This window comes from Sphingomonas sp. FW306-1B-B10E (assembly GCF_058782005.1).
In genome coordinates this window covers 12,564-26,257 of the sequence record NZ_JBYSXG010000014.1, presented here as the reverse complement: position 1 = coordinate 26,257, position 13,694 = coordinate 12,564, and the positions used below count along the sequence as shown (strand labels likewise).

The following is a 13,694-nucleotide window of genomic DNA, read 5'->3' as shown; positions in this document are numbered from 1 at the left end:
CTGGATCGTTACTGGCTCAGCCGAAGGTCGTATCGAGAAACATCATCGCGGCAAGCCCGATCATCAGTCCGGTGCTGACCCGACCGCCGCCGTTGATGCGCGCATGCGCGTCGGGAATGATGTCCGACGCGACGACATAGATCATCGCCCCCGCCGCCAGCCCCAGCCCCCAGGGCAGGAATGTCTGCGCCACGGTGACGATGCTGACTCCGATCAGCCCGGCGACGGGTTCGACCAGTCCCGACGCCGCCGCGATCAATGCGGCGCGCCCGCGCGAATAACCGATCGAGCTCAACGCCACCGCCACGGCGAGCCCCTCGGGGATGTTCTGCAGCCCGATCCCCAGCGCAGTCACGCGCCCCGCATCGTAGTCGCCGCCGCCGAAGCTGACGCCCACCGCCATACCCTCGGGGAAATTGTGCAGGGTGACCGCCGCGACGAACAGCCAGATCCGCCGCACCGACGCCGTCGCTGCGGCAATCCCCGGCGGCCCGAGCCCAAGCTTGTCGAGCGGCGGCACCCAATCGTTCAACTTGGCGATGACGAAGGCGCCAAGCAGCACCGCCGCGACGACGGTGATCGACGCGACCGCCTGGCTGGCGCCCTGGTGCCGCGCGACTTCGATCGCCGGCAGGATCAGCGAGAAGAAGCTCGCGGCCAGCATCACCCCCGCCGCGAAGCCGAGCAGCAAATTCTGCTGCTGATCGCTCGGCTGGCGCATGACGAGCACGGGAATCGCGCCCAGCGCGGTGGCCATTCCCGCACACAGGCTGCCCAGCGCACCCGCGATGATGATCTCGTTCACTGCGCTTGCACCACCCGGCGACCTCTTGCCCACGCCTTCCGCGTCCGGGCAGCGTATCAGCAATCGATCGACCCGCCACTGGGGTTCCGCATCGCGGCGATCGAAAAAGGGCCGCGGCGGGGTTCCGCCACGACCCTTCATCTCCCCCCGGAGCAGTTTCTGATGCGATCGAGACGCGCCAGAGCGCAAAATCGTATCGTGAAAATCAGCCGGATGATGTTCCTCATCCCTGAGGGATGCCTCATAATTTCTGTTCGCAAATCATAGCCGCCGGGCATGCCCAACGCCGCCGCCATTGACTGCCGCGAAACGCCGCGCGAGCGTGCGACAGGTGGTTCGGGGAAATGGCATGAGGCGATATCGGCTGCACGATCGATCGGCGATGTCGCTTGGCTGAAGCGGCACCGGCCGGCGCGAGCGGCATTCCCCGCGGCTTCCCGCGCATGGCGCTCTATGTGCTGCTCGGCTTCTCGGCCGGGCTGCCCTTCTACATGTTCTCCACTGTGCTCAGCGTACGGCTCGCCGATCACGGTGTGGCGCTGGCGATTATCGGCTTCTTCGCCTGGGTGCAGTTGCTCCCGACCTTCAAGTTCCTCTGGGCGCCCTTGCTCGACAAGTATGACGTGCCCGGCTTCGCGCGCTTCTTCGGCAAGCGCCGCGGCTGGATCATGCTGTCGCAGCTCGGCATTTTCAGCGCCATGCTGGCGATGGCGTTGTTTCCGACCGACACCAGCCTGCCGCTGACTGCCTTGTTTGCGGTACTGCTCGCCTTCTGGACCACCACGCTCGAAGTCGCCGCCGACGCCTGGCGCATCGAGCTCGCCCCAACACCGGAGGACCAGGGTCCGATCGCCGCGTCGAACCTGTGGGGCTATCGTACTGCGATGGTCGCGGCGGGCAGCGGCGCCCTGATCTTCGCCGACGCCACAGGAAGCGTAGCGCCGATACTACGCGGCTTGAGCATCGCGCCGAGCTGGCAGTCCTCCTATCTGCTGATCGCGGCAGGCGCCTTCGTGCCGCTGCCGATCCTCGCTTTGCTTCCGCGCCAGCCGGGCTGCAGCGGCGAGCGGCTGGTCTCGCTCGCGACCGGCCTCGCGGTCTCCGCGGCGATCTTGGCAGCCCTGGCGGCGGCGACCGCGTTGCTCGGCTGGCTGATCCTGAGCGCAGTCGCGGGCGTCGGGATCAGCGCGAAGACCAATGTCACCCCGGCGGTGCTCGTCATCTGCATGCTGCCCTTCCTCGCGATGGCTGCGCTCACGCCGCGCATCCGCAAATTGCCGCCGCACGCCTCGGCACGCGCCTCGGCGGCGATCGGGCCCTATGTCGACTTCTTCTGGCGTTACGGCTTTGCTGCGATCGCACTGATGGGGTTTGTCGCGGTCTACCGAATGGGCGACGTCCTTGCGCTCAACCTGTCCAAGCCGATGATTCTCGCTCTCGGCTACACCAAGAGCGAGATCGGGCGCGCCGACGGCGTCGTCGCACTCGCCGCGAGCATCGTCGGGGTCGGGCTCGGCGGCTGGATCGTGACGCGCTGGCGCTGGGGCGTGACACTGACGCTCGGCGCGATCTTCGCCGCGATCGGCAATTTCGGCTTCGTCTGGCTCTCGCACCAGCCGCACGACGAATGGCTGCTTTATGTCGCGACCGCCGCCGACCAGTTCGGCAACGGCATGGCGGGCGCCGTGTTCGTCGTCTACCTCTCGATGCTGGTCAATCCGCGCTTCCCCGGTGCGCAATATGCGTTCCTCTCCGGCTTCGCGTTTCTGCTGCCGCGATTGTTGTCGGGCACTGCGGGGCAGGTCGTCGAATGGCTCGACGGGATCGGACTGGACGGCTTCGACATGTTCTTCCTCGCCTCGGGCGTAATCAGCCTCGCCGCCCTGCTGTTCCTGCCGGTGCTCGCCGGCGTGAAGCCGCGTCCCGATGATCGCGAGCCGATTGTGGCATGACGTATCCCGGAATCTGTTCCCCGGCGAAGGCCGGGGCCCAGTTGCAATGCGCTACATTGGCGCGCGCAACGCTCATTTTTAGAAACCTCGGCAACTGGGCCCCGGCCTTCGCCGGGGTACAAATGCGGCGATGAATATCGACGCGGCCTTCGCGCCCGCCGCTGCGGCCGTCGCCGGCGGACGCATTCCCGGCGCGACGCTCGGCGTGGTTGCCGCCGACGGCCGGCGCTGGGTACGCTTTGCCGGCTGCGCCGCGCTGGTTCCCGAGCCCGAGGACCTCACCGAAGACCATTGGTTCGACTTGGCTTCGGTCTCCAAGGTCATCGCGACCACGACGATGATCCTGCGCCTCGCCGACCTGGGAAGGCTCGATCTCGACGCGCCGCTCACCACCGCGATCCCCGATCTGCGCCAGTACGACGTCGCCAACGCCGCCGAGCGCGAGCTCACCTTCCGCGACTGCCTCGCGCATCGTACCCACCTGCCGGCGGTCGAGCCGATCTACACTTATGGCGACGACCCCGCCCGGCTGCGCGCCTTCGTCCTGCAGCGCGAATGGCGCCACGGTCCGCCGGTTTATTCGGACATCAACTTCCTGCTGCTCGGCATCGCGATCGAGCGGATCACCGGCGCACCGCTCGGTGCCTGGGATCTGGGCGAGGGCCTAAGCTTCGGCCCGCCCCCCGGCCCCGCAGTCGCCACCGAGGCGTGCAGCTGGCGCGGCCGCGTGCTCAAGGGCGAGGTCCATGACGAGAATTGCTTCGCGATGGGCGGACAGACCGGCCATGCCGGGCTGTTCGGCACCGTCGCCGGCGTTCTCGGCTTCGCGCAGGGCCTGCTCGACGGCAGCGGCGCGTCGACGGCGATGCTCGACGCGATCCGCTCCCCGCAATACGATCACCGCACCTGCGGCTGGGAGCGCAAGTTTCCCGGCTGGTCGGGCGGGCAGGCCTGCTCGACCGAGACGATCGGCCATACCGGCTTCACCGGCACCGGATTGTGGGTCGATTTCGAACGAGGCCTCGCCTGGACCTTGCTCACCAATCGCGTCCACCCGACCCGGCATTTCGACAGCGGAATCTTCCAGCTGCGGCCCGAAACGGGCGATGCGGTGATCGCGGCCTGGGACGACGCGGACCCGATTGTCGGCGGCAAAGTTTAGAAAGTTGCGAGCCTGGCGCGGGTCTGCGCCTCTTGCGCCAGAGGGGCCTTTGGCCGGTAACGCTGAGGCGCCACCAGAGCGCCATCCGCAGCATCTGCTGTCGATTGCCAACCCGCAGGTTGTTTAACGGGAAGAGCGCGACTCGACCGTGTCAAAGAGCGTGCCGGCAGTGCCGACCGCCCGAGGCAAGCATTCGAAATCCTACATTGCAAGCGGCGACCGGGCGCGCCTCAGTTCACCTCTGCCACCAGCACCAGCGCCGCATCGAGGAACGGCGTCGCGCTCGCATCGGCGGGCACGTCGTTGGCAAAGGACGAGAAGGTCAGCGTCTTGCCGCTCTTCGCGACCAGATAGCCCGACAGCGCATTGGTCGCGTTGAGCGTCCCCGTCTTGGCGAACACCTTGCCTTCGAGCGATGTGCCCTTGAAGCGCCGGGCGAGCGTGCCGTCGACCCCGCCGATCGGCAGCGATGCGCGCCACGCCGCGCCCCAGGGCTGCGCTGCGATCCAGCGCAGCAGCTTGACCGCGCCGCGCGGCGCCGCGCGGTTGTAGCTCGACATGCCCGATCCATCGGACAGGTCCCAGGCGGTGCGCGGCACCCCCGCCGCCGCGAGCATGGTCGCCACTTCGGCGACTCCGTCGGCGATCGAGCCGCTGCCCTGACGCGAAGCCACGCGGCGCAGCAGCAGTTCGGCATGAAGGTTCTGGCTGACCTTGTTGATCGTCACCACGTCTTCGGCGAGCGGCGGTGGCGTCAGCCGGGCGAGCGCCTCCCGGGCCGGCGGCCGCGCCGCGGGAGCATTGCCGCGCGCTATGGGATCATCGCCGGGGGCGAGCGGCAGGTGCCGCGCCGAGATCGCACCCGTCACCTTGACGCCGCGCGCCTCGAGCAGGTCCTTCAGGCGCGACGCGGCATAATGCGCGGGATCGTCGATTCCGACGCGCAACGGCTCGGGCTGCGCGCTCGTGCCGATCGTCCCGGTGATCCGAAGCACCAGCCCGTTGATGTCCCGCTCGAAGCCGAGCTTGCTTTCGGTGCCGCCGACGGTGACCGCGCGATTGTCGATGCGATAATAGGAAATCGGCTGCGAGACCTTGGGCGGTGCGCCCAGCGCGCCCGGCGTCACATCGACCGCGAGCTCATTGTCGTCGAGCGTCAATGCCGAGATGCCCGTGCCCGAGCGGCTGGGGATGTTGTTCCAGCTCATTCCCGGGCTCCAGCGCTGGTCGGGGAATGCGGTGTCGTCGCCGACCACATTGCGCACCCGCTTCGTCTTCTCCGCGACCGCGTCGGCGAGCTCGGCGAGACAATCGACCTTGCATTCGGCAGCGCTCGACAGCCGCGCATCGCCATGCCCTTCGAGGATCACGTCGCCGCCTTCGAGCCGCACTGCCGCGCCGCCGGTCCGGTCCGGCTGGTCGAGCCCGGGCAGCGAGGCATAGGCCGCGGCGGTGGTGAACATCTTGGTGTTCGACGCGGGAATGAAGCGCCCATCGGGATTGACCGCGACGATCTCCTTGCCCTCGGCATCGGCTACCACCAGCCCGAAGCGCGTGCCGGTCGCCGCTTCGGCGAACTTGGCCTCGACGCGCTTTTGGACGCTTTGCGCCGCCGCGGGCGCGGCGACCAGGGCGAGCGGGAGAAGAAGCGCGATCTTCATGCAAAATCCTTGGCGCGATAAACGGTCTCGTCGAGCTCGCCTTCCCAGCGCGCCACCGTCGTCGCAACGACGAGGTTGGCGCTGGCGCTGGGGACGGTGCGGGTCATGTCGAGCAACCTGTCGAACGGGAGGACGAAGCCGACCACCAATGCGGTCTGTTCGGGCGGCACGCCGACCGCCGACAGCACCGCCGCGAGCATGAACAGCGACGCGGAGGGCACCGGCGCGGTCCCGAACGCGGCGAGCGCCCCGGTCAGCAGCACCATAGCGTAGACTTGGGGGCTGAGCGGCGTCCCGAACGCCTGCAGCGCGAACATGCTGAGCAGCCCGACATACATTGCGGTGCCGTCCTTGCCGATGCTCGCGCCGAGCGGCAGCACGGTAGAGAAGACCGGCCGCGCCACGCCGAGATTCTTTTCCGCCACGCGCATCGCCACCGGCAATGTCGCCGAGCTGGAAGCGGTCGAGAAGGCGACGACCAGCGCATCGACGATCCCGCGGAAGAAGGGCAGCACCGGCAGCCGCGCCAGCATCCGGAGGATCAGGCTGTGCACCACCAGGATCTGGATCAGCGATCCGAGCACGACCGCCAAAGCCAGCCAGCCGACATTGACGAACACCGCCGCGCCGTTCGCCGCAACGGCGTTCGCGATCAGCGCAAACACGCCGAAAGGCGTCGCCTCCATGACGATGCCGACGACCTTGAGAAGTACCGCCGAGGCCGATTGCAGCAGCGACGCGAACGGTTTGCCCGGCTCGCCGGCCACCACCGTGCCGACGCCGATGAGGATCGCAACGAAGATCAAGGCGAGCATGTCGCCCTTGGCGAGGGCCTCGAAGATGTTGAGCGGTATGATGCCGATCAATTGCTGGTAGGGCGTCACCGGCTCGCCCAGCGCATGCGGCGCCGCGGTGCCGAGCGGCGCACCCATGCCGGGCTGCACCAAGGCGGCGACCAGCATGCCGACCGACACCGCGATCGCCGTGGTCAGCGCGAACAGCCCGACAGTACGTCCGCCCAGCCCGCCGAGCCGCTTCGGATCGGCGAGCGCCGTGATCCCCGCCGCGATCGTGACCAGCACGATCGGTGCGACGAGCATCCGGATCGCGCGCACGAACAGGTCGCCGAGGAACTGGACGTACGGCGTGCCCTGCGGCCAGACCAAGGCGAAGACCAGGCCCAGCGCGAGCGCACCGAGCACGCGCTTCCACAGCGCGATGGCGAACCAGCGGTTCATAAGCGCCCCTCCCTGCTCGCAGGGAGGGGTTGGGGGTGGGTGCGCGCGTCTGCGCGCCCAACAAGATTCGTCGCCCGGCATCGAAGCGCCAGCCGGGGCATCGAGCCCCGTCTGACGCTAAACCCACCCCTTGATCCCCTCCCTTCCAGGGAGGGGAGAACATTGGAGGCGGTCACCGGCACGTCCCCGCAGTCGGCACATGCGCCAGCGCGCGGCCCGCCGCCTTGCCGGTCAGCACGCCCTTGTCGACCGCCACCACGCCGTTGACCACCACCGTGCGCACGCCCTGTGCGGTCAGCGTCGGCGCCTCGTAGGTGGCGCGGGCGGCATAGGTCGCGGGGTCGAACACCACCACATCGGCGAACGCCCCGGCGCGCAGATGGCCGCGTCCTGCCAGCCCGAACGTATCGGCGGTCAGGGCCGCGCTGCGTTCGATGAACTGGCGCAGCGTGATCACGTGCTCGGCCTGCACGTACTTCGCGTATTTGCGCGCGAAGCTGCCATAGACGCGCGGATGCCCGCCCGAGGCGTCCGAACCGGTCATCACCCAGGACTGCTGCATGAACTTGGCGATGTCGGCCTCGCTCTGGTTGAACGACACCACGCCGGGATCGGCGATGCGGATCACCGTGACCGCAGCGTCCACCGGATCCAGGGCCAGCACCTTGGCGACGTCGGCCAGGGTGCGATTGGCGTACTTCCCCTCGACGATCAGCAATTTGTCGGCGCCGCCGCGCTTGCGCAGATTCTCGACGATTCCGGCGCGCAGCTTGGCGGTGAGCGCGGCGTCGTCGAAACGCCGCAGCAGCGCCGGGCGGCCGCCGTCCTGTGCCCAGAGCGGAATCAGCGAGGCAACGAGGCTCGTTCCGCTCGCCGACCAGGGATATTGGTCCGCCGTCACCTTCTGTCCCGCGCGCCGCGCCGCCTCGACCTTGGCGATGATCGCCGGCGCCTGGCCCTGCACGTCGACGCCGAGCGCCTTGATATGGCTGATATGCGCGGGCAGCCCGGCTTCCCGGCCGATCGCGATCGCTTCGCCGATCGCCGCGGCGAGCCCCACCGTGTAGGATGATTCGTCGCGGATATGGCTGTCATAGACGCCGCCGCGCTTGCCCGCTTCGCGCGCCAGCGCGACGACTTCGCCGGTCTTGGCGAAGCTCTGCGGAGCGTAGAACAGCCCGGTCGACAGTCCGAGCGCGCCGTCGCACATCGCCTTGGCGACCAGCGCCTTCATCTGCGTCAGCTCGGCATCGGTCGGCACGCGGTCGGCCGCGCCGACGACCTTCTCGCGCACCGCGCCGAAGCCGACATAAGCGGCATAGTTGATCCCCACCGGCCTGGCCGCGGCGCTGCCGAGCACCGCCGCGACATCCGGGCTGCCGCCGCCGTCATTGCCGATGAACGCAGTGGTCACGCCCTGCATCAGGAAGGCGGGGACCAAGCGCTTCGCCGCCTCGTCCGACGTGAGATCGCCGCCCATATGCGTGTGCGGATCGATAAAGCCCGGCGCGACGATCATGCCCTTGGCGTCGATCACGCGCGCGGCGGTGACGTCGGCATGCCGGCGCACCGCGACGATACGATCGCCCAGGATCGCGACGTCGCCGACGAACGGCTCGGCCGAGCCGGTATAGATCGTGCCGCCGCGGATCAGCAGGTCGACCTTTTGCGGGGCGGGCGCCGCCGCTCCCAGCGAAAGGCCCGCGATCCCGAGCAGCAGCGCGACCTTCATAGACTTCCCCAAAACCCCTGTTCCGGCGGCCATAGCCAGCCGGCATCGTCGCGCACGCCGCCAGGGCGATCCTCCCTGAGCCAGACCGGACCGTCAAGGTCGACGAAGTCGCTCATCCGCGCGACATGCAGCGCCGGTGCGATCGACAGCGACGAACTCACCATGCAGCCGGTCATCAGCCCGAGCCCGCGGGCGCGCGCCGCCCGGGCGAGTTCGAGCGCCGCAGTCAGCCCGCCAGCCTTGTCGAGCTTGACGTTCACGACCTGATAGCGCCGGGCGATCTCGTCGAGGTCTTCGGCGACGTGCACCGATTCGTCGGCGCAGATCGGCACGTCGGGGACGAAATCCTCGAGCCATTCGTCGGCTTCGGCGGGCACCGGCTGCTCGAGCAGATCGACCCGCAAGGTCACCAGCAGCACCTGCATCGCGCGCACCAATTGCTGGTCCCAGCTTTCATTGGGATCGACGATCAAGCGGGCGTTGGGCGCAGCGTTGCGCACCGCGCGGATCTGCGCATCGGGGATCGTCGCGTCGACCTTGACCTTGATCAGCGGCGCGTCGGCGATCTTGCTCGCGGCCACCGCCATCGCCATCGGCGTGTCGATCACCACGGTGAGCGCGCTGGCCAGCCGCGCCGGCTCGGGCGCGCCGATCCTGGCGGCGACGCTGCCGCCCGCGAGCCGCGCCTCGAGGTCCCAGAGCGCGCAGTCGAGCGCGTTGCGCGCCGCGCCGGGCGGGAGCAGCGCCAGCAATTGCGGGCGATCCGCACCGCGCTCCATGGCGACGCGGACCTGCTCGATCGCCGCGAGCGCGCTGTCGATGCTCTCGCCATAGCGGGCATAGGGCACGCCCTCGCCGCGTCCAACAATCCCGCCCTGCTCCAGCTCGACCGTCACCACCTCCGCCTGCGTCTTGACGCCGCGCGAGATGCGGAAGGGCCGGCTCAGTGCGAAGCTATCGTGCTGCGCGCGGAGGGTGCGGGACATAGCAGTTCGTCGAGGATTCCCTCGACCCCGAACGCGATCGGATCGGTACAGGGCAGGCCGTGCCGGTCTTCGAGCCGCGCGCACAAGGCGCGTGCCTCGGCCGGGTCCATTGCCGAGGTGTTGAGGCAGATGCCCACCGCGCGGACATGGGGGCTGGTCAACCGCGCGACCACCAGGTTCATCTCGATACACGTGCCGAGATCGGGCAGCGCCCGCCCGGGGATCCCGCGCATGTGGAGCCGGTTGGGATCGTGGCACATCACGATCGCCTCGGGCTGGGCGCCGTGGAGCAGCCCGGTCGAGACGCCGGCGAAGCTCGGATGAAACAGCGAGCCCTGGCCCTCGATCAGGTCCCAGCCGTCATCGTCGCGCGCCGGCGCAAGCTGCTCGATCCCGCCCGATATGAAATCGGCGACCACCGCGTCGATCGGTACGCCGCCGCCGGCGATCAGGATGCCGGTCTGTCCGGTGGCGCGGAAGTCTGCGGCGAGACCGCGTGCCTGCATGCCGCGGGTGAGCGCCAGCGTCGCGTACATCTTGCCGACCGAGCAATCGGTGCCGACGGTGAGCAGGCGATGTCCGGCGCGCTTGTAACCGTTGCCGACCTTCAGGTTCGCGGGCGGATCGCGCACGTCGAATAGTTGGAGCCCCTTCTCCGCCGCCAGCGCCGCGAGCCGCGGCTCGTCGCGCAGCCGCTGGTGCAGCCCCGAGGCGACGTTCATCCCCGCCTCGAGCGCGGCGGCTGCGTCGTCGACCAGGTCGCGTCCCAGCGTGCCGCCCGAATTGGCGATGCCGAGCACCAGCGTCCTGGCGCCCGCCGCCGCGCCTTCGGCGATCGTCATGCGCGGGATGCCCAAGGTCAGCGGGCAATCGTCGTAGCGGAATTCGCCGACGCAATCCTCGGGTCGGAACGCGGCCAGTCCGCGCGAAGTCTTGATGCCGACCGCATCGGTGCTGTGGCCGAGATAGAGCAAATAAGGTGCCGGTATCATCACCAGCCATCCGTAAGCCGCGGGCCCAAAAGTCTGCGCATAACGTCTGAACCGCCCGGCATAGCCCGCTGTTATGGCTGCGCCGACATCGCCTGGGAACGTGCGCGCTTCCGCTTTGTTACTCGCGCCATGAACCCCGACCTCCCCCGTCACATGCGTGAGCGCATCGAACGCTGCCGACGCCTGGCAACCTATATCAACGATCCCCGCACCACCGAGGCGCTGCTCGAAATGGCGAAGCAGGGCGAGGAGGATCTGGCGCGCTTACTGGAAGAGCGCGCCGCGAATGCAGGGGATAAGGGCGACAATTCACTCTAGGCCGACGCGCGGACGCTCCTAAGCCACGTCGATCACGCTGCGCAGCGTCTTGAGAAAATCGGTGGCGAGGGCGGTGAGCGGCCGATTGTGCAGATACATTGCGTGGACGCCGAAGGTGATCGGCGGCTTGAGCGGGCGCATCGACATGCCCGGCACGAGCGAGGCCTGCGCCGTGAAGCTGTCGACCACGGTCATTCCCACCCCCTGCTGGACCAAAGCCGCGGCGATGTAAAAGGTGCGCGCGAGGATCACGTCGTCGAGCACGATGCCCTGGCGCTGCACCTCCTGGGTGAACAACTGTCCCATCGGCCCGCTGGTCGCGAGGCTGATGAAGCGATGCCCCTTCAGGCAATTCATGTCGCAGCGCGGCGGCGCATCGGGCATGTCCTGCTCGCGATAGAGCACCACCAATTCGCCCTCGCCGAGCGGCTTGTGGTCGACGGGCGCGGCGGGCGGCACTTCATAGGCGATCGCGATGTCGGTCTCGCGCTCGAACAATTTGCGCAGCAGATCGTCATGATGGACGGTCTGGAGGTCGAACTTGACGTTCTCGCGCGTCTTGAGGAACTGCGCCACCGCGGTCGGCAGCGCCTGGAGCGCGAGGCTCGGCAACGCCGACACGCGCAGCATGCCCCCTGATCCGCGGCGGAGGTTCTTGCCCGCCTCGCGCAGTGCGTAGACGCGGTCCTGGATCTCGGAGACTTCGGTGAACAGAGTATGCGCATCCTCGGTCGGCACCAGCCGGCCATTGGTCCGCTGGAAGAGCTGGAAGCCGAGCAGGGATTCGGCGTGACGCAGCATCTTCGACACCGACGGCTGCGACACGTTGAGCGCCCGCGCCGCGCCGCTGACCGAGCCGTTCACATAGACGGCGTGGAAGATCTCGATATGCCGCAGGTTCATGGGCCGGAGACTATCGCCATTTGCGGAAAGTGGAAGCTTTGGTCATGCCCGCCGCCGGTGCTGCGGACGCAAACTGAGCCCTACCGCGCCGTCGCGCTGATTTCCTCCACAAACTATTAAGCATAGCCCCCGCACATCACCGCAATCCCGCCTTAAATCTCGGTAGGATAGCAAGGACGAAGTGAATCACTTTGGCCGGGGGGTCGGGGTTTCGTGAAAACGCTGTTGCTGTCGTTTGCCGCATTGATGAATAGCGCCGCGCCGATGGCGCCTGTCGCACCGGTCACCGTGCCGCCGATCGCTGTCTCGATCGAGCGCCCGCGCGTGGCGATCATCGACAGCGGCGTCGCCAAGACCGCCGAGCTCGCATCCCTGGTCTCCGCCGAATACGACATGGCATCGGATCCCGGCCGAACCGCGTTCGAGCCGCGCTACGATCACGGCACGATGGTCGCGACGATCCTCGCCCGCGCGGCGCACGGCCAGGTCGACATCATCTCGCTGCGTATCGACGATCCCGCCGGCTGCCCCGCGGGCGCCAATCCGCCGTGCCAGCCTTCTGCGGCGCCGGTCGCGCGTGCGATCCGCCGCGCCACCGATCTCGGCGTCGATGCGATCAACATCTCGCTCGCGCTCGACCAGGATCCGTCGATCACCGCCGCGATCGCCGAGGCCGCCGCCAAGGGCATCCGCGTCGTTCTCGCCGCGGGCAATAACGGCTATGATCATCCCGGCAATCTCGGTCCGGCGCGCGCCGCCTATCCCAACGCCGTGCTGGTCGGCGCGATCGATTCCGACGGGAAGCCGTGGAGCGGGACCAATCGTCCCGACGCGACGCCCGAGGGCTATAATTATGCCTGGCAGCTCGGCGTGAAGGTGCCCACTGCCGCGATCGACGGTCGCGCGGTCACCGGGACCGGCACCTCGTTCGCAGCACCGCTCGAGACCGCGCACTTCCTCGTCAGCCGGACGACGGCGGCGCGCTGATCAGACGTAATGCGGTTCGCCGCGCGCGTGCAGGTCTTCGTAATGGACCAAAGCCGGCTCGGGGCCGAGCGGCACCGGTGTGCCGCCGCGGAACGCCCATTCGCCGCGGTCGCAATCCTCGGCGCGGACATAGCCGTTGATATAGAGCCGCCGCTGGTGGTTCGACCGGTTGTTGCCCGATCCGTGGACGAGATAGGGGTTCCACAAGGCCAGGTCGCCGGGCTGCAGCACGAGATCGACAGCGTTTTCGGCCGACAGCCCGACCGCCGCCAGCGCGTCGTCGGCCATCGCATTGCCGAGCACTTCGGTGGACGTGTCCAAGTCGATGTCGCCCGCCTGATGCGTGCGGGGCAGAAAGCGCATGCAGCCGGATTCGGGCGTGTGCGGATCGATTGCGAGCCCGGTCTGGACATAGGAAGTGCCGAGATTGCGATAGCAGGCATCGGGTTTGCGAAAGCGTGAATCCTGGTGCCAGGCGAAGTCGCCGAGCCCACCCGGCGCCTTCCAATGGACCTGGTTGATGATCTGCTTGACGTCGCCGCCGATCAGCGGGCGCAGGAGCGCCGCAAAGCGCGGGTCGAGCCGGACGCGGTTCAGCACCGGCTGGTGGTAGGACGGCCATTGCACCATCCGCACCAGCGGATCGCCCGCCGGCCCCGGCGCGACATTGTAGAAGAGATTGCCGTGGCGGAAGCTGCGCCCGTGCGCGACGCCCTCGGCATGGATCTGGTCGATCGCCGCGCCGATCTCAGCGATTTCCTCGGCCGCGAAGACGCCGCGCAGGATCGCATAACCGTCGCGCCGGAACTCGGCGACATAATCGCCGGCTTCGTCGACAGGCGAGCCAGCTTGCTCGAAACCCACGCATTTCCTCCATGTCCGGACGCCGCGACCCTGCCCCGAGGTCGTCCGCCGCGGCAAGACGCGTGCGCGGCGTGCGGGATGCCCTGCGGTTATG

General features: G+C 68.2%; 12 protein-coding genes. 4 read left to right on the top strand and 8 right to left on the bottom strand.

The window, feature by feature from the left end; genetic code table 11:
• Window positions 1-16 precede the first annotated feature (16 nt).
• Window positions 17-805 (bottom strand): ZIP family metal transporter, encoded by a 789-nt coding sequence (locus tag AC3WJI_RS07630; protein ID WP_492756663.1) that lies wholly within the window; start codon window positions 803-805, stop codon window positions 17-19.
• A gap of 389 nt (window positions 806-1,194) precedes the next feature.
• Between AC3WJI_RS07630 and AC3WJI_RS07625 the strand changes: the two genes are divergently transcribed.
• Window positions 1,195-2,757, top strand: coding sequence for an MFS transporter (locus AC3WJI_RS07625; RefSeq protein WP_492756662.1), 1,563 nt, complete (start codon window positions 1,195-1,197; stop codon window positions 2,755-2,757).
• Between the two features lie 130 nt (window positions 2,758-2,887).
• Window positions 2,888-3,919 carry a serine hydrolase domain-containing protein gene (locus tag AC3WJI_RS07620; RefSeq protein WP_492756661.1) on the top strand — a complete coding sequence of 344 codons (1,032 nt, stop codon included), beginning with the start codon at window positions 2,888-2,890 and terminating at the stop codon, window positions 3,917-3,919.
• A 230-nt stretch (window positions 3,920-4,149) separates the two neighbouring features.
• Here the strand turns inward: AC3WJI_RS07620 and dacB are convergent, their stop codons facing one another.
• The 5 genes from dacB to dgcN all read right to left on the bottom strand — a co-directional run bounded on the left by dacB (window position 4,150) and on the right by dgcN (window position 10,528).
• Complete coding sequence (gene dacB / locus AC3WJI_RS07615; protein ID WP_492756660.1) at window positions 4,150-5,580, bottom strand: D-alanyl-D-alanine carboxypeptidase/D-alanyl-D-alanine endopeptidase; 1,431 nt, start codon at window positions 5,578-5,580, stop codon at window positions 4,150-4,152.
• Window positions 5,577-6,818, bottom strand: a complete 1,242-nt coding sequence (locus tag AC3WJI_RS07610) for a dicarboxylate/amino acid:cation symporter (RefSeq protein WP_492756659.1) — start codon at window positions 6,816-6,818, stop codon at window positions 5,577-5,579. Before AC3WJI_RS07610 ends, dacB begins: the two co-directional genes overlap by 4 nt.
• Before the next feature lie 172 nt (window positions 6,819-6,990).
• Window positions 6,991-8,550: an N-acyl-D-amino-acid deacylase family protein gene (locus AC3WJI_RS07605; protein WP_492756658.1), complete on the bottom strand. Its 1,560-nt coding sequence runs from the start codon at window positions 8,548-8,550 to the stop codon at window positions 6,991-6,993.
• Window positions 8,547-9,536 (bottom strand): N-acetyl-D-Glu racemase DgcA, encoded by a 990-nt coding sequence (dgcA, locus tag AC3WJI_RS07600; protein ID WP_492756657.1) that lies wholly within the window; start codon window positions 9,534-9,536, stop codon window positions 8,547-8,549. Before dgcA ends, AC3WJI_RS07605 begins: the two co-directional genes overlap by 4 nt.
• Window positions 9,494-10,528, bottom strand: a complete 1,035-nt coding sequence (gene dgcN, locus AC3WJI_RS07595; RefSeq protein ID WP_492756656.1) for an N-acetyltransferase DgcN — start codon at window positions 10,526-10,528, stop codon at window positions 9,494-9,496. Before dgcN ends, dgcA begins: the two co-directional genes overlap by 43 nt.
• 153 nt (window positions 10,529-10,681) lie before the next feature.
• On the opposite strand from dgcN, the gene AC3WJI_RS07590 reads away from it, so the two are divergent.
• Window positions 10,682-10,846, top strand: a complete 165-nt coding sequence (locus AC3WJI_RS07590) for a hypothetical protein (protein ID WP_492756655.1) — start codon at window positions 10,682-10,684, stop codon at window positions 10,844-10,846.
• 18 nt (window positions 10,847-10,864) lie between these two features.
• On the opposite strand, the gene AC3WJI_RS07585 is transcribed toward AC3WJI_RS07590, so the two are convergent.
• Window positions 10,865-11,749: a LysR family transcriptional regulator gene (locus AC3WJI_RS07585; RefSeq protein ID WP_492756654.1), complete on the bottom strand. Its 885-nt coding sequence runs from the start codon at window positions 11,747-11,749 to the stop codon at window positions 10,865-10,867.
• A 246-nt stretch (window positions 11,750-11,995) separates the two neighbouring features.
• Between AC3WJI_RS07585 and AC3WJI_RS07580 the strand changes: the two genes are divergently transcribed.
• Complete coding sequence (locus tag AC3WJI_RS07580; RefSeq protein WP_492756653.1) at window positions 11,996-12,736, top strand: S8 family serine peptidase; 741 nt, start codon at window positions 11,996-11,998, stop codon at window positions 12,734-12,736.
• Here the strand turns inward: AC3WJI_RS07580 and AC3WJI_RS07575 are convergent, their stop codons facing one another.
• Window positions 12,737-13,600: a phytanoyl-CoA dioxygenase family protein gene (locus AC3WJI_RS07575; RefSeq protein ID WP_492756652.1), complete on the bottom strand. Its 864-nt coding sequence runs from the start codon at window positions 13,598-13,600 to the stop codon at window positions 12,737-12,739.
• Window positions 13,601-13,694: the final 94 nt, after the last annotated feature.